Raw genomic sequence first — 15,164 nt, forward strand, 5'->3', positions numbered from 1 at the left:
CCTTATGCTCTATTGCCAAAAACGCTGCTGGCCGCCTGCGAAAGGCCGCGGCGCACCGCTTCGTCGGCGTCGATCGTGTTGTAGGGAAGATTGAGCGCATCGAAGGCCGCTTCGTAAAGCGCCTGAAGATGGCCGGACGCGATCAGCCTGATCGGCGCGTCGAGCTTTTTGCGCTGCCAGCCATCCGCCATGCCGCCGGCAATTTCCGCGCCGATCAGCGTGCCGGACAGGCGCGCGGCGGCACCGGTGGCATCCAGCCCGTCCAGCAACTGGCCGGAGCGTACGGTGAAGACCAGATTGGTGGCGCGGGCCGGCTGCGCGAATACCGCCTTGATCGCCGCCAGAAACACCGGATGGCTGCCATCGAATGTTTCGGCATCGGTCAGCGCATGTTGCAGGATCGAGTTTTTCGAAATGACGTCAAACAGTTCGCCGGTCATGAAGCTGGCAAAACCCGTCACCGTATCGCCCGAAAGCCGCACCCATTTCGAATGGGTGCCCGGCATGCAGAACAGTTGCTCGCCGGTCACGCTTTCATCGCGTGCGCCAAGCAGCTGGGTTTCTTCGCCGCGCATCACATCCGGAGCCACGCCGCGCTGGGCAATGCCGGGCAGGATGCGGATATCGCGGTTCGGATCAGGCACGATGGCGGCCGCCGTCAGCACCTTCGGCAGGGCGGCGGGCACATCCACATAACCGGCTTCCACCCAGCCCTGCCGCGCACCGGCCATGCCGCAGATGATCACCGGCAGGTTTTTTGGCGCAGAAAGAGCGGCCAGATGGTTTTCGAGAATGTCGGAAAAGCCGGTTCGGGCAGCAGTGGTCATGCCTTCGCCGCTGCGGCGTTCGCCGAGCACTGTGCCCTCGGCATCGATCAGCCACAGGCGAAAACTGCTGGTGCCCCAGTCAACGGCGGCATAGGCGGGCAAGCTGGTCACAAAATTCCTCCATCGACGATAATCCATTGGGCGGTCATGGCGGCGGATGCCGATGACGCCAGAAACAGGGTCGGGCCGGCCAGATCCTCGGCCACCAGCATGCGCTTCAGGCACTGGCGCTCGATCATCGCGGCGATCGACTGATCCGTCAGCCACAGACGCCTCTGCCGTTCGGTGACGATCATGCCCGGCAATATGGCGTTGACGCGGATATTGTCAGGCCCCAGCCGCCCGGCAAGGCTTTTGGTCAATCCGAGAATACCGGCCTTGGCGGTGGCATAGGCCGGCAGTTCGCCCATGTTGAGCATGAAGGCGATCGACGAAAAATTGACGATCGCGCCGCCGCCCTGTGCGCGCATATGCGGCACCGCCGCCTGTGCAGCAAAAAACACCGGCTTCAGGTTCACCGCAAGGTTTTCGTCCCAATAGCTGTCGGTGACGGTTTCCAGATCGTGCCGGTCGTCGCGGGCGGCATTGTTGACCAGCACATCCAGCCGGCCGAGCCGTTCTGCCGCCTCATTGACCGCGCCTTGCGCGGCGGCGACGTCGGAAAGATCGGCCTCGATGAAATGCACGGGATGCTGTGACGTGGCCGACAGCGCTTCTGCCAAGGCCCGGCTTTCCTCCACCGCGATATCGATGAATGCCACGCGCGCGCCTTGTGCGGCAAAGGCCGTGGTCAGCGCCGCACCGATGCCGGAGCCGCCGCCGGTGATGAGAACGCCACGTCCGGCCAGATCGGGATATTGGGCGACAGATGTCGACACGGGTCTCCTCCCAGAAACTCCAGTCCAATCAGTTCCATTAAATGGAACAGTGTTTGATTATTTGGAATAAGTCGGCTATGCCGGTAAAATTGTCAAGCCAGATTGCCGGGGATGCGGGTGGACGAAAAGGGTTTGCAGGCTGCGGCAAAAGGCACGCCACCGGCTGTCGATACCGGCACGCTCGGCAAGGCGATGGCGCTTGTCGAGATGGTGGCGGATGCGCCCGAACCTCTGCGCTTCACCGACATCCTCAATGCATCGGGCCAGCCGCGCGGAACGCTGCATCGCCAGTTGCGGCATCTGCTGGAAGAAGGGCTGATCGAGACCGATCGTGATGGCGCTTATGTGCCCGGCCTGCGCCTGTTGCGGCTTGCCTCGCGCGCATGGTCGCGCAACGAATTCCGCAAACTTGCCGCGCCGCATCTGCAGGTGCTGCACGAGGCGACCGGCGAAACCGTGCATCTGGCGCTGCTGCGCGGCGCCGACGTGATCTATCTCGACAAGGTAGAGGCGCGCCAGGCGGTGCGCATGCATTCGCTGATCGGCAATGCCTCACCGGCCTATTGCACCGGCGTCGGCAAGGCGGCGCTTTCGACGCTGACGGATGAGGAGGTTCGCGGCCGCCTCAAAGGCGTTGCGTTCGAGCGTTTTACCGACAGCACCCATGTCGATCTTGTGTCGCTTCTGTCAGATCTGCGCGAGATCAGACAGCGCGGTTTTGCCTATGATCTGGAAGAACATCAGCCGGGTATTCGTTGTGTCGCCGCATCGATCTGTGTGGCCGGGCAGAATATACTTGCCGGTGTTTCTGTCACGGCACCGGCCTATCGTATCGGGGAGGGCGTGCTGGACGGGTGGTCCGGCCCGCTTCGGGCTGCCGCAGAAGCGATCACGCGGGATGTTCGGGCAGGTCTGGCGCCGCGACGCTAACTATATCCGCTCACTTCCGCGTAATTCGCGAGAAAAAATACAACAAATGTTTGCAAAACTAATCATGTGTCATCATTGTCGATCGCATTGCGAATAGAGTGATAATCGTCTCACGACGAACGAACGAACGAAAAAGTCGAATGGGGGCGCTTGGGTTCGGCTGCAGGTTCTGCGTGACCGAGTGACGGCGAAAAAGAAAAAAATGAGACAAGTAGACATGGAAAATCTGGGCGAGCCTGGAAACGGGGGCGTCGATATTGCCGAAATTCCTGCGCTGAAAACACAGTTCGATCTCTTCCGCTTCATGAAGCGGTTGACGGAGACCTATCGGCAGCGGGCATTCATGGTGATGAACCTGCCGGCGGCGACGGCGACGGAACTGGCGGGCAACACCATCATCACCAACTGGCCGGCGGAATTGTTGACGGCGTTCGATCAGGGCAGAATGTTGACCAGCAGCACCCTGGTACGCAAGCTGCGGCGCACCTCGGCACCATTCGCCTATGATCTCGATCAGGTCACCAAGGCCAGCGGCAATGCCGTGGCCAAGGCCATGTTCGAGCGCTTCAATCTGGTGCGGGGCGGCTATTTCCCGGTCCACGACATTTCCGGAAACCGAGGTGTCGTTTCGATCATAGGCGACGGCCCGGCTTTCTCCAGGCAGCAGATGATGGAGTTGAGTTATATCTCAATCCACGTCTTCGAGCGTCTGTCGGATATCCGCAGCCTCGATGTGCGGGTGGCCGAACAGTTGAGCGACCGCGAACTGGATTGCCTGAACTGGACCGCAGCCGGCAAGACCAGCAGCGAGATCGCCGGCATTCTCGGCCTCTCCGAGCACACCGTGAACCACTATCTCAACCGCGCCACCAAGAAACTCGATACGGTCAACCGCACCCAGGCGGTGGCCAAGGCGCTGCGTGTCGGGCTGATCAAATAGGAAGCGTGTGCGCCGCAGCAGAAAGCGTCATTCTGCTTAAAAAACAGACGCATCCCGCAATGCACAGTTTGCAATGCGCAAAAAGTAATAAGGGTCTAGAATTAACTTTCTGATTTAAAAGACAATTTTTGCTATTGTACAAACTGGCACGTTCCCTGCATTATAGAGGTCAGGTCCAGAGGGGACTGGAAGCGCACCAAGAGGCGCGACAAGAAGAAAAAGCCGCCGTCGGCTTCCAGCGCGCCTTAAATGGCCTTGCGCGGAAGCTGGCGGCGGTTTTTTTATCGCCCTGTTTATTTGGCGGCTCTCCTTTATTTGCTTACCCGCAATCACGAACTATAAGCCGGACTGTATAGCGGCAGTGATCCGCGCAGCGCTGATGCGGACCATTACGCGTGAAGACCATGAGGAGCGGCCATGACAGACGTCACCAAAGAACAGGTTCTGGAAACGCTGTCGAAAGTGCGCGGGCCGGATCTTGAGGGCGATATCGTTTCGCTCGGCATGGTCTCGGATGTCTTCATCTCCGATGCAAAAGTCTATTTCTCCGTCAGCGTTCCGGCTGAGCGCGCCAAGGAGCTGGAACCGTTGCGGGCTGCGGCCGAACGCATCGTCAAAGGCATTCCCGGCGTGAAGGGCGTGCTCGCCACGCTGACCGCCGACCGCAAGGCCGGTTCCGCGCCGCCACCGCGCCCGCAAGCCGCGCCCTCCGGCCAAGCCCACCCGCATCCGCCGGCAGGCGGCGCTCCGGCCAAGCCCGCCAAATCGGGCGTGCCCGGTGTCGGTGCCATCATCGCCGTGGCCTCGGGCAAGGGCGGCGTCGGCAAGTCCACCACCGCCGTCAATCTGGCGCTCGGTCTTCTGGCCAATGGTTTGCGCGTCGGCCTGCTCGATGCCGATATCTATGGCCCGTCTGTGCCACGTCTGTTGAAAATCTCCGGTCGTCCCGAACAGATCGATGGCAAATACATCAAGCCGATGGAAAACTATGGCCTGAAAGCCATGTCGATGGGTTTTCTCGTCGACGAGGAAACCGCGATGATCTGGCGCGGCCCGATGGTGCAGTCGGCGCTGTTGCAGATGCTGCGCGAAGTCGCCTGGGGTGAACTCGATGTTCTCGTGGTCGACATGCCGCCGGGCACCGGCGATGTGCAACTGACCATGGCGCAGCAGGTGCCGCTGGCCGGCGCCGTCATCGTCTCGACCCCGCAGGATCTGGCGCTGATCGATGCCCGCAAGGCCGTCAACATGTTCCGCAAGGTGGAAATCCCGCTTCTCGGCATCGTCGAGAACATGAGCTATTTTCTCGCCCCCGATACCGGCAACCGCTACGACATTTTTGGCCATGGCGGCGCGAAAGCCGAAGCGACGCGCATCGGCGTGCCTTTCCTCGGCGAGGTGCCGCTGACGATGGAAATCCGCGAACGCTCCGATGCCGGCACGCCGGTGGTGGCCGCCGTACCGGATGGCCCCTCGGCTGCGATCTACCGCGATATCGCCACGGCGGTCTGGGCGCAGGTGTCCGGTCGCCCGCAGCGCAAGGCGCCGGCGATCGTGTTTGAGTGATGTGTAAGGGGAGGGCGGCAACCGTCGTGTTTGCAGCAAGTCCCCCTCTGGCCTGCCGGCCATCTCCCCCACAAGGGGGGAGAAAACTTGTGGCAACCGCCTGCCTCAATTGAGCTTCGGCGGTCAGGCTGGGTTAAGCCCTCCCCCTTGTGGGGAGGGTGGGGAGGGGTTTTGTTACTCGGAGCGTTTCCTTATGGAACCGTCCTTCGTTTTTACCGTTTTCGCATCCGCTGACGCCGTGGAGAAACTATCTTGATCAATGCCTATCATTCCCACGGTTCGGTCACGCCGATGGCAATCGAGAGCAATCAGACCACGCTCGCCGACGATATCGTCTGGCTCGATCTGCTCGATCCGACGCCGGAAGAGGATCGCTATGTCGAGCAGCTGCTCGGCATCCAGGTCCCGACCCGCGCCGAGCTGAAGGATTTTGAGCCTTCCAGCCGGCTCTATATCGAAAAGAATGCCGTCTATATGACCGCCTCGCTGGTCTGGAAGGCCGATTCCGACAGTCCCGAAATCACCGATATCGCCTTCATCCTCACCGGCGGCAGGCTGGTGACGGTGCGTTATGCCGATCCAAAGTCGTTCAAGCTGTTTACCGCCGAATTGTGCCGCAAACCCGCCGAGGCGCCGTGGGTGGGCAAGATGCTGCTTGCTCGCCTGCTGGAAACCATCGCCGATCGCACCGCCGAAATCCTCGAGAGCGCCGTCCTGCATATCGACGAACTGTCGAAGGACATTTTTCGCCCGCGCGCCACGCGCCGGCCGCCGCAGTTTCTCGAAAACAAGCTCGCCGATATCGCCGCCCACCACCGACTGATCAGCAAGGTGCGTGACAGTCTCGGTTCGCTGTCGCGCATGCTGACATTTTTGCTCAATGTGCCGCAGATCCATCACCACCCGGAAATCGAGGATCTCTGCAAGACAGTGGCGCATGACATTGCGACGCTGTCGGAACATGCCGGTTTCGTGTCCAGCAATATCGGTTTTCTTCTCGATGCCTCGCTCGGCCTGATCAGCGTCGAGCAGAATTCCATCATCAAGATCTTTTCCATCGCCTCGGTCGTGTTCCTGCCGCCGACATTGGTCGCCTCCATCTACGGCATGAATTTCGAACATATGCCGGAACTCAGCTGGACGATCGGTTATCCGCTGGCACTTCTCGGCATGGTGCTTTCCGCCATCATTCCGTTTTTCTTCTTCCGCTGGAAAGGCTGGCTGTAAGCCCGTCCTCTAGCCGATAACCACACGGTTTTCCTTCACATTTCTGCCCATTATGCGGCGTGGCGAAAAGGTCGCGCCGCGCTGACGTTTATGTGAGATCGCTAAAACCCCAGCGTTTGCAGGGGCTCCCCACGGCCGCGTTAACCGCTCATCAAGGTTAATGATTCATCTTCAAGGCATCGATTTGCCTTTCAGCCTGCCATACGGCCTGTTGCCTTGGAGTACCCGGTTTTGCGTTCGATCAGCGTTTTGCGTCGCAAGTCCTCGTTCCGTATGGAAGGGTGGACATCCCCCGCCGTTTTTGGCCTTGCCGCCTGGCTCGTGTTTCCCGCCGTTCCGTCGAATGGCGATCTCACCGATCTTCTGTCCGGTTTCGAGCGTGACGGTGCCCAGTGGCGCATGGTCATGACCAATTCGCCGGCCGGTTCCATCCACAATGCCGAACTGGCGTTTCCCAATGCCACGGGCAAATTCGGTGACGCCGGCATGCAATTGCCCGATGGCCGCAAGGTTGCCTTTGTCGGCAATGGCAAGGCGAATGCGGAAAAGGACAATCCCGGCGACGGCACGACCGACGAGGAGCGCGTCAACCGCGGTGCCAAGAAGGGTCGCGTGCTGGCGGTGGAGCGTATGCAGCCGCCAAAGGCCTTTACCGCCGGCTCCGTTCTGCAGCGCACCAGCTATCTGTTCAGCCAGCCCGAAAAGGGCACGGAAAAGGTCGCCTTCGCCAAGCCCAAGAAGGGCGAAAAGGCCGTCGAGCTTGCCGCCTTCTATTTCCGCAAGAAGGAAGACAAGGTGATCGAGGGCGGCATGGACCCGATGATCGCCAAGCTGGTCACCAACAGCAATCCGGATATTCTCGCCACCGCCTATGCGCCGGCAAAGCCTGATTATTCCCGTCAGTCGCCTTTCGACGCCATCCTCAACGATCCGTCGAAATCCGATCCGAATGCCGGCCGGTTCGTGCCGGAAATCGGCCCGAAGGACCACGCCTGGGCGGCAACGGCGCTGCCCGCCGCAGCCTTTTCGCCCAAGGAACAGCAGTGCCTCGCCTCCGGCATCTATTTCGAAGCGCGCGGAGAATCGGTCAAAGGGCAGGCGGCTGTCGCCCAGGTCATTCTCAACCGCGTGCGCAACCCGGCCTATCCCGATACGATCTGCGGCGTGGTTTACCAGAACGAGGATTGGCGCAACCGCTGCCAGTTCTCCTTCGCCTGTGACAACATCAAGGATCGTGTCCGCTCCGAGGAACACTGGAAGATGGCCCGCGAAGTCGCCATGGCCGTCACCGCCGGCAAGATCTGGCTGACGGAAGTCGGCTCCGCCACCCATTATCACGCCGTTTACGTGCGCCCCGGCTGGGCCCGTTCCATGCAGAAGGTGGGTCGCATCGGACTGCATGTGTTCTACCGCACCCATGGCGGCGGCTGGAGCTGAGCCGCGGCCGACCTGCGACCGATTCCCTCGCAAACTTGGCTCCTCCTCTCCCGAAAACGACTAAAGCACTGATTTCCATCGGTTAATTTGTACTGGATGAAGCGTCTGCAACGCCTTGACTATGAGGGCGGGCAAAACTATGTTGCGGCGACTTCAAAACGGGCCTTCAGGCGCGATTTCCTCGGGCCCAGGCATCTCTGGACCGGCTTGCCGGGACGGGATGGGGAGAGGATGACGCGAATGACGGACGACCGGGACGAAGGTCTGGAGCAGCGCCGAAAGCGCTTGACCGCGGAACTTGCGGGAAAGCGTGTGGACGACGCGGCAGGGGTGGCGAGGGAAGAGCAGTCGGAGGCAAGCCGCAAAGGCATGGCTCTCGGACTGAAAATATCCTCCGAATTCATAGCTGCGATCGCGGTTGGCGCTATGCTGGGCTACGTCCTCGGACTGGTTTGGCCGGCTTCGAAGCCGTGGGGGCTGATCATTCTGCTCCTTCTTGGTTTCTGTGCCGGTGTGCTGAATGTGCTTCGTTCAGTTGGAATGGTGGCGCCGTCACCGTTTTCCGACAAGGACGGAACAGGTAAAGACTGAAAAGAAGCGGCGCGAGCCGTTTCACATGAAGAGAATACAAAGCGCGGTATGCGCGGCGAAGGAAGAGGGTAAGCGGTGGCAAACGATCCGATCCATCAGTTCCAGATCTCCAAGATCGTTCCGATCGAGATCGGCGGCGTCGACCTGTCGTTCACCAATGCATCGCTGTTCATGGTCGCCACCGTCGCGGTTGCCACCGGCTTCCTGTATTTCGCATCCGCCTCCAAGAGCCTGATCCCGGGTCGTGCGCAGTCGGTTGCCGAAATGTCCTATGAATTCATCGCCAACATGCTGCGCGAAGGCGCAGGCAGCCACGGCATGAAATTCTTCCCGCTGGTCTTTTCGCTGTTCATGTTCGTTCTGACTGCGAACCTGCTCGGCATGTTCCCGTATTTCTACACGATCACCAGCCAGGTCATCGTCACCTTCGCACTGGCCCTTCTGGTCATCGGCACGGTCGTCGGTTACGGCTTCTACAAGCACGGCCTGCATTTCCTCAAGGTGTTCGTGCCGTCGGGCATTCCGGGCGTGCTTCTGCCGCTGGTCGTGCTCATCGAAATCATTTCCTTCCTGTCGCGTCCGATCTCGCTCTCCGTTCGTCTTTTCGCGAACATGCTCGCAGGTCACATCACGCTGAAGGTTTTTGCAGGCTTCGTTGCTTCGCTCAGCACGCTCGGCGCGCTTGGCATCGGAGGCGCGATCCTGCCGCTCATCATGACCGTCGCTCTGACCGGTCTCGAATTCCTCGTCGCCTTCCTCCAGGCCTACGTCTTCGCGGTACTGACTTGCATGTACCTCAACGACGCAGTTCACCCCGGCGGGCACTAAGGATAACTACCCATTGGCGTCCTGAAGGCGTCAGTCATCAGCCGCAACACCCATTCTAAGGAGATCATCATGGAAGCGGAAGCAGCAAAGTTCATCGGCGCAGGTCTCGCTTGCTTTGGTATGGCCGGCACGGCCCTCGGCCTCGGCAACATCTTCGGCAGCTACCTCTCTGGCGCCCTGCGCAACCCGTCTGCCGCTGACAGCCAGTTCGGCCGTCTGGTATTCGGCTTCGCCGTTACGGAAGCTCTGGGCATCTTCTCGCTGCTCATCGCGCTCCTGCTGCTTTTCGCAGTTTAATTCGCGGCGAACTGATTGCATACGGATGGCGGCGGCTCCTTTGAGGGTGGCCGCCATCTTCGATATTCGAATTCCACCTGGAGGTGATGATGCTCGTGACACCGGCACATGCGCAGACCGCGCCGGACGCCACACAGACGCCGGTTGCACCGGGCGCCGCTCCTGCGGCCGAAGTGCATACCGAAACTGGTGTTGCTCATGATGGCGCCCATGCTGGCGGCGTATTCCCGCCTTTCGACAGCGCCCATTTTGCTTCGCAGCTTCTGTGGCTCGTCATCACTTTCGGCCTGTTCTTCCTTCTGATCCAGAAGGTTCTCGGCCCGCGTCTCGCAGCGATCCTGACGGATCGCCATGACCGCATCGCCGCCGATCTTGCCGAAGCCGGCCGCATGCAGGCCGAAGCCGATGCAGCCGTCGAGACCTACGAAAAGGAACTGGCAGCTGCACGCGCCAAGGGCGCTGGCATTGCCGATGCAGCCCGCGAAGCCGCCAAGACCAAGGCAGCCGCCGACCGCGCCGCAATCGAAGCGGAACTCTCCGCCAAGCTTGCAGCCGCAGAAGCCAGCATTGGCGAGATCAAGGCCAAGGCCTTTGCAAACGTCGGCGATATCGCTTCCGAAACAGCATCGGTCATCGTCGACCAGCTGATCGGCGCCAAGGCCACCGATGCCGAGATCAAGACCGCGGTCACTGCCGCCAAGCAGGGAGCCTGATCCATGGCTTTTGACGCAACATTTTACGCTCTCGTCGGCCTGATCCTTTTCCTCGCGCTGATTGCCTATCTGAAGGTTCCGGGCATGATGGGCCGCTCGCTGGACAAGCGCGCCGCCAACATCCGCGAAGAGCTGGACGAAGCCAAGCGTCTGCGTGAAGAAGCCCAGGCGCTGCTGGCCGAATACCAGAAGAAGCGCAAGGAAGCCGAACAGGACGCCGCCAACATCGTTGCTGCCGCCGAACGCGAAGCCGCAGCGCTGGCCGCTGAAGCAAAGCAGAAGACGGAAGAATTCGTCGCCCGCCGCAACGCGCTTTCGGAACAGAAGATCCGCCAAGCTGAAACCGACGCGATCAACTCGGTCCGCTCGGCCGCCGTCGATCTCGCAGTCGCTGCCGCCGAAAAGGTGATCGCCGCCAAGACCGATGCCGCAACGCAGAAGGCTCTCTTCTCCGACGCCGTCGCACAGGTGAAGACACGTTTGAACTGATCGCTTTGATCGGGTTTAAGTTTGAAAGCCGGGTGGTGACGCCCGGCTTTTTTGTTGTTTTGGTATGGACAAGTGTCTGACAGCACGTCGGTGCAAGCGCCTTAAATGAAGAGCGCGTCAGTTAACCTCATTGGCACAATAAACTGGTGAACCGGGCGGGTGGACAATACACACAGCGGCGCAATGTCATATCTGGCCGTTGGGAAACTCCATGAGCGTCGCAGGTTACCTGGTAAACGCCCTTTTATTGGCCTGCTTTATGCTCGGTTCGGTCAGTCCGTTTCTGCCACTGGGGCTTGCCTGGAGGGCGGCGGCCCTGGCGGCGCTGGCATTTCTGGCAGGTGAGCTTATTTCCGGACCGATTGCGGCTCCGAATATTTCGGACGCGGTAGGCGAAGCCATCAAGGCATTGTTTATGATGGCAATTGCCACGGCGATGGCAATTCGCTTCGCCATCGCCGCGGCGCTCAAATATCTCACTCTCGAATCACTGGGTTTGTTTTCAGACGCCCGCCCGTATCGATGGGTAGACTATGTGCTTCTGGCAGCGATTGGCGGTAATGCCGGCTTCTATATCACAATCAAGATTGCATCCGCATTGGGCGGAAGTTCCGGCGGTTACATGCTGGATATCAGTATTGCTGTAGCCATGGGCGTGATGGGCGTAGCGATTGCTTTTTGGCGACCGAAACATGTCTGGTTACCGGTCGGGGCCGCTTTCTGGGTTTCGGCATCCATCTCTTTTTATGGATCATGGCAAACACAAAGGATTATTGATGGAGCAGAAAAGCTTGCCGAAGGGCGCCCTTGGTGCCTGATCACACCGTCGGGATGGCGCAATCGTAGTCCCAGGATTGATGACATCGGTTTTTTCTCTCTTCGCAAAGAGAATGATGGTGCGCATTTAATTGCGCTCGTGCGCGACAAGAACAATTTTGTTGTGGCGGATTGGTCCATCCGGCAGCAACGCTTCAATAAAAGTACGCGTGGCGCCTATGGCTCCTGTTTTCCTCAAACTACTCATTCTCGAGCCTTGCTTGAGAATGACATTGAGGATCAGGTCTTTGCAATTGGGGCATACATCTTCTCTGTGCCTACGGAGCTGAGTGCCACCGCGACACCTGAAGTACTGAGAATTTCGGCTGTTGCCTCCGAAAAAAACAGGGTGGTGTTGCCCCGTGGGTTCAAAGACGCAACGCTTAGCTTCCGTGATCCAACACCACGCATTCCGCGACTTAGTAAGCCGCTGTCTACATTGAGCGATTTTTCAGAATTAGACGTTCAAACAATGTTGCGTGGAGAAACCATCACTTTTTCCGGCATGGATCCAAAATCGGCCAGACATATGGTTCTAAGCTGCCTTTCCGGGTTGTTTTCGGAGCGGAGATGTAACGTGACGGCAACGGGCACGGTTGAAACCTATACGTTTTCGTTGCCGCTCAATGAGTTGAAGAACTGGTCTGAAGCTACCGATGAAATCGCCGCCTTGTTCGACAGGCTGAAGGTCATTGAGCAGTAATATTAATCATCAGAAATCCACCTCATCCTTCTTCAACGGCCGAAAACTCATCCGGTGTAGCACGCACGGCCCGTGCGCCTCGATAGCGCCCCGGTGCTGCGCCGTGCCATATCCCGCATGTCCTTCAAACCCATAGGCAGGCCACACAGCGCCGGCCCGCGCCATCATGCGGTCACGCGTCACCTTGGCAACGATGGAAGCGGCGGCGATGGAGACCGAGCGGGCATCGCCCTTGATGACGGCGCGGCCCGCGCAGGTGATGCCCGGCACAACGTCGCGACCATCCGAGAGCACGAGGGCAGGGGGCGTTTCCAGCCCCGCCACCGCGCGCCGCATGGCATCAAGGCTGGCGCGCAGAATATTCATGTCGTCGATCCGTTTCGGGCCGGATGAGGCAATCGACACCTGAGCAGTAGCGATGATCGCATCGAACAGTTTTTCGCGCTGTTTCAGGCTGAGTTTTTTCGAATCGTTCAGCCCTGCCGGGATGTTGTGCGGGTCGAGAATGACGGCGGCGGCAACGACCGGGCCTGCGAGCGGGCCACGACCGGCCTCATCGGTGCCGGCCACCGGCCAGAGACCTTCGGCGCGTGCGGCGTCCTCGATGCTGAAATCGGGTTTCAGCGGCAGGGGATCGAACAGTTTGGGAGAATCGGGCGGCGTGCTTCTTTTCATGGCGGCGAAAATCGCACGCCGACCCGATCTCCTGCAAGCCCCGGCATAACGGCGGCAACGTTTCCTCGCCAAGGGGCGGCGAGAGCCGGGGTTTTTCGACACGGAAAGCGGCGGTGGACCGTGTCGAAATTCTTTGTCTGTAGGCGCTATGGAAAAGCTGATTGAAGGATCGACAGTGCGCCCATCCGATCTCCCCCCATGTGGGGGAGATGCCCGGCAGGGCAGAGGGGGGTAATCCTGGCGCAAATGCCTCTACGCCCCATCTGCCGCACTGTTGCTTACCCCCCTCTGTCACCTTTCGGTGACATCTCCCCCACATGGGGGGAGATCATTGGGAGCAAGCCACACCCTCTCTCAACTCATCAGCAATTTCCTTATTTCAAAGGAGGCCTGCCCTCATAACAACGACAACTGCACGCCCCCTCCATCCGGCCGCACAAACAGATCGTCGCGCAAGGACATGCCGCGCCGGGCCAGACCCAGTCGTTTGGTCGCCATCTCGAAACGGCGGCCGATCTGCCAGGCATAGGGACCTGCCCCCTTCATGCGCTTGGTGAAGTCGGCATCGTAATCCTTGCCGCCGCGCATCGAGCGCACCAGGTTCATCACATGCCGGTAGCGGTCCGGGTAGTTCTGCAGCAGCCAGTCGCGAAACAGCGGCGCCACTTCCAGCGGCAGGCGCAGGAGAACATAACTTGCCTCGCGAGCACCGGCGGCGTGTCCCGCCTCCAGTACCCGTTCGATCTCGTGATCGTTGAGCGCCGGAATGACCGGCGACACCATCACCGCCGTCGGAATGCCGGCCTCGGTCAGCGTCCTGATCGTGTCCAGCCGGCGGGACGGCGTCGCGGCGCGCGGCTCCATGCTCCGCGCCAGCTTGCGGTCGAGCGTCGTCACCGAAATCCCCACCTTGGCCAGCCCCCTCGACGCCATGTCGGAAAGAATGTCGATATCGCGGGTGATCAGCGATCCCTTGGTGACGATCAGCACCGGATGATTGGCCTTCTGCAGCACTTCGAGAAGCTGTCGCATGATGCGCCACTCCTTTTCGATCGGCTGGTAGGGGTCGGTATTGGTGCCGATGGCGATCGGCCGCACCTTGTATTCCGGGCGGCTGAGTTCCCGCTCCAGCAGTTTGGGCGCATCCGGCTTGGCAAACAGTTTCGCCTCGAAATCCAGCCCCGGCGAAAGCCCCATATAGCTGTGGGTGGGCCGGGCGAAACAATAGATGCAGCCATGCTCACAGCCGCGATAGGGATTGATCGAGCGGTCGAAGCCGATATCGGGACTGTCATTGCGGGTGATTGCCGTGCGCGGCTTTTCCACCTGCACTTCGGTGCGGAAAGGCTCGAGTTCCTCCAGCGACTGCCAGCCGTCGTCAAAAGCCTCGCGGCGCTGTTCCTCGAAACGGCCGCTCGGGTTGATGCCCGCACCACGTCCACGCCGCCGATCGATCTCGATCCTGAGACCGGAGGCGCTCACCAGTGCGTTGGCAATATCTGCCGTATGGCCAGGTGCTAGCGCACCCTGCCTGAGGTCTGACAGCTCGTTCATCGGAATCTCCCGCGGCAGGCATTGCGCCACCGCTGTGACTGAATTGCTATCGGACAAATGAGAACATTGCAAGAACAAAATTGCGAGAAACAGCGAGTGGCGTTTCATGCTGCGATGCGCTAACTGTCACGAATGCTGACTGTCCTCATGGAATGCCGCGATCAGGAATCGGAACTGGCACAGACCCTGTCCGTGCTTGTGGCGGGTGCCGTGGAAGGCCTCGTCAGCGATGTCGTGGTGCTCGATCACGGCTCGCGCGATGCCTCCGCAAGGGTGGCCGATGCCGCCGGTTGCCGTTTCCACACCCACTGGGATATCAAGGACATATTGCGATCCGTGCGCGGCGAATGGCTGCTTCTGATCGAGCCCGGCGCGCGGCCACAGATCGGCTGGATCGACGAGCTTGGCGAGCATGTGGCGATGAACCGGCAGCCGGCAAAATTCTCGCCGTCGCGCAATCACCGCCCGTCTTTTTTCAAGCGTCTGAGCCGTCGTGTGCCGCCGCTGGAATACGGTTTTGTTCTGCCGAAGAAACAGGCGATCGCACTCGCCAAATCCGGCATGCCGCTGTCGCAGCTGGCGCAAAACCAGAAGGCCTTTACGCTGATCAGCGAAATGGTGCCGGCCTGGGCTGCAAGGGGTTAGGTCGAGCGCAGGATTTATCGCTCCCAATCATTCGTTGATGCTCGATGT

16 protein-coding genes are annotated in these 15,164 nt (G+C 60.0%); 12 read left to right on the plus strand and 4 right to left on the minus strand.

Features of this window, described 5'->3' with window-relative positions; genetic code table 11:
* Positions 1-2: 2 nt before the first annotated feature.
* Both EDF70_RS07870 and EDF70_RS07875 read right to left on the minus strand, forming a co-directional pair.
* The gene (locus EDF70_RS07870) at positions 3-938 is read right to left on the minus strand and encodes a 2-dehydro-3-deoxygalactonokinase (protein WP_245519093.1); all 936 of its coding nucleotides are present in this window, start codon (positions 936-938) and stop codon (positions 3-5) included.
* Positions 935-1,705, minus strand: coding sequence for an SDR family oxidoreductase (locus EDF70_RS07875; protein WP_132272815.1), 771 nt, complete (start codon positions 1,703-1,705; stop codon positions 935-937). The genes EDF70_RS07870 and EDF70_RS07875 overlap by 4 nt, the downstream gene beginning before the upstream one ends.
* 192 nt (positions 1,706-1,897) lie before the next feature.
* Between EDF70_RS07875 and EDF70_RS07880 the strand changes: the two genes are divergently transcribed.
* The 11 genes from EDF70_RS07880 (at position 1,898) to EDF70_RS07930 (ending at position 12,242) form a co-directional block, all read left to right on the plus strand.
* Positions 1,898-2,635 (plus strand): IclR family transcriptional regulator, encoded by a 738-nt coding sequence (locus tag EDF70_RS07880; protein WP_245519139.1) that lies wholly within the window; start codon positions 1,898-1,900, stop codon positions 2,633-2,635.
* A gap of 202 nt (positions 2,636-2,837) precedes the next feature.
* Positions 2,838-3,575 (plus strand): LuxR family transcriptional regulator, encoded by a 738-nt coding sequence (locus tag EDF70_RS07885; RefSeq protein WP_245519094.1) that lies wholly within the window; start codon positions 2,838-2,840, stop codon positions 3,573-3,575.
* 417 nt (positions 3,576-3,992) lie between these two features.
* Positions 3,993-5,141, plus strand: a complete 1,149-nt coding sequence (locus tag EDF70_RS07890) for an Mrp/NBP35 family ATP-binding protein (protein WP_132272817.1) — start codon at positions 3,993-3,995, stop codon at positions 5,139-5,141.
* Between the two features lie 291 nt (positions 5,142-5,432).
* Positions 5,433-6,368 (plus strand): magnesium transporter CorA family protein, encoded by a 936-nt coding sequence (locus tag EDF70_RS07895; protein ID WP_132273674.1) that lies wholly within the window; start codon positions 5,433-5,435, stop codon positions 6,366-6,368.
* A 249-nt stretch (positions 6,369-6,617) separates the two neighbouring features.
* On the plus strand, positions 6,618-7,805 hold the full coding sequence (locus EDF70_RS07900) for a cell wall hydrolase (RefSeq protein WP_165932007.1): 1,188 nt from the start codon (positions 6,618-6,620) through the stop codon (positions 7,803-7,805).
* A 240-nt stretch (positions 7,806-8,045) separates the two neighbouring features.
* The gene (locus EDF70_RS07905) at positions 8,046-8,396 is read left to right on the plus strand and encodes an AtpZ/AtpI family protein (RefSeq protein ID WP_132272818.1); all 351 of its coding nucleotides are present in this window, start codon (positions 8,046-8,048) and stop codon (positions 8,394-8,396) included.
* Between the two features lie 75 nt (positions 8,397-8,471).
* A complete protein-coding gene (locus tag EDF70_RS07910; protein WP_132272819.1) occupies positions 8,472-9,224 on the plus strand; it encodes a F0F1 ATP synthase subunit A in 753 nt (250 codons plus the stop codon).
* Between the two features lie 69 nt (positions 9,225-9,293).
* Complete coding sequence (locus EDF70_RS07915) at positions 9,294-9,521, plus strand: F0F1 ATP synthase subunit C (RefSeq protein WP_028750571.1); 228 nt, start codon at positions 9,294-9,296, stop codon at positions 9,519-9,521.
* An 89-nt stretch (positions 9,522-9,610) separates the two neighbouring features.
* On the plus strand, positions 9,611-10,234 hold the full coding sequence (locus EDF70_RS07920; protein WP_132272820.1) for a F0F1 ATP synthase subunit B: 624 nt from the start codon (positions 9,611-9,613) through the stop codon (positions 10,232-10,234).
* Positions 10,235-10,237: 3 nt separating this feature from the next.
* Positions 10,238-10,723 (plus strand): F0F1 ATP synthase subunit B, encoded by a 486-nt coding sequence (locus tag EDF70_RS07925; RefSeq protein ID WP_132272821.1) that lies wholly within the window; start codon positions 10,238-10,240, stop codon positions 10,721-10,723.
* 211 nt (positions 10,724-10,934) lie between these two features.
* Positions 10,935-12,242 (plus strand): hypothetical protein, encoded by a 1,308-nt coding sequence (locus EDF70_RS07930; protein WP_132272822.1) that lies wholly within the window; start codon positions 10,935-10,937, stop codon positions 12,240-12,242.
* Positions 12,243-12,251: 9 nt separating this feature from the next.
* Here the strand turns inward: EDF70_RS07930 and EDF70_RS07935 are convergent, their stop codons facing one another.
* A complete protein-coding gene (locus EDF70_RS07935) occupies positions 12,252-12,917 on the minus strand; it encodes a ribonuclease HII (protein WP_132272823.1) in 666 nt (221 codons plus the stop codon).
* A gap of 396 nt (positions 12,918-13,313) precedes the next feature.
* On the minus strand, positions 13,314-14,471 hold the full coding sequence (locus EDF70_RS07940; protein WP_132272824.1) for a PA0069 family radical SAM protein: 1,158 nt from the start codon (positions 14,469-14,471) through the stop codon (positions 13,314-13,316).
* 132 nt (positions 14,472-14,603) lie between these two features.
* Here EDF70_RS07940 and EDF70_RS07945 point away from each other — a divergent pair, with 132 nt between their 5' ends.
* Positions 14,604-15,116 carry a glycosyl transferase gene (locus EDF70_RS07945; RefSeq protein ID WP_132272825.1) on the plus strand — a complete coding sequence of 171 codons (513 nt, stop codon included), beginning with the start codon at positions 14,604-14,606 and terminating at the stop codon, positions 15,114-15,116.
* The last annotated feature ends 48 nt before the right edge of the window (positions 15,117-15,164 follow it).

The sequence above is a fragment of the Neorhizobium sp. JUb45 genome (assembly GCF_004343585.1).
In the GTDB taxonomy this organism is placed as follows: domain Bacteria; phylum Pseudomonadota; class Alphaproteobacteria; order Rhizobiales; family Rhizobiaceae; genus Neorhizobium.

Bases quoted from the DNA above. Each gene is read 5' to 3' on its own strand.
- EDF70_RS07925 (WP_132272821.1), top strand. From the start codon at position 10,238: ATGGCTTTTGACGCAACATTTTACGCTCTCGTCGGCCTGATCCTTTTC.
- EDF70_RS07880 (WP_245519139.1), top strand. From the start codon at position 1,898: ATGGCGCTTGTCGAGATGGTGGCGGATGCGCCCGAACCTCTGCGCTTC.
- EDF70_RS07945 (WP_132272825.1), top strand. From the start codon at position 14,604: ATGCTGACTGTCCTCATGGAATGCCGCGATCAGGAATCGGAACTGGCA.
- EDF70_RS07905 (WP_132272818.1), top strand. From the start codon at position 8,046: ATGACGGACGACCGGGACGAAGGTCTGGAGCAGCGCCGAAAGCGCTTG.
- EDF70_RS07885 (WP_245519094.1), top strand. From the start codon at position 2,838: ATGAGACAAGTAGACATGGAAAATCTGGGCGAGCCTGGAAACGGGGGC.
- EDF70_RS07895 (WP_132273674.1), top strand. From the start codon at position 5,433: ATGGCAATCGAGAGCAATCAGACCACGCTCGCCGACGATATCGTCTGG.
- EDF70_RS07890 (WP_132272817.1), top strand. From the start codon at position 3,993: ATGACAGACGTCACCAAAGAACAGGTTCTGGAAACGCTGTCGAAAGTG.
- EDF70_RS07920 (WP_132272820.1), top strand. From the start codon at position 9,611: ATGCTCGTGACACCGGCACATGCGCAGACCGCGCCGGACGCCACACAG.
- EDF70_RS07930 (WP_132272822.1), top strand. From the start codon at position 10,935: ATGAGCGTCGCAGGTTACCTGGTAAACGCCCTTTTATTGGCCTGCTTT.
- EDF70_RS07940 (WP_132272824.1), bottom strand. From the start codon at position 14,471: ATGAACGAGCTGTCAGACCTCAGGCAGGGTGCGCTAGCACCTGGCCAT.
- EDF70_RS07915 (WP_028750571.1), top strand. From the start codon at position 9,294: ATGGAAGCGGAAGCAGCAAAGTTCATCGGCGCAGGTCTCGCTTGCTTT.
- EDF70_RS07935 (WP_132272823.1), bottom strand. From the start codon at position 12,917: ATGAAAAGAAGCACGCCGCCCGATTCTCCCAAACTGTTCGATCCCCTG.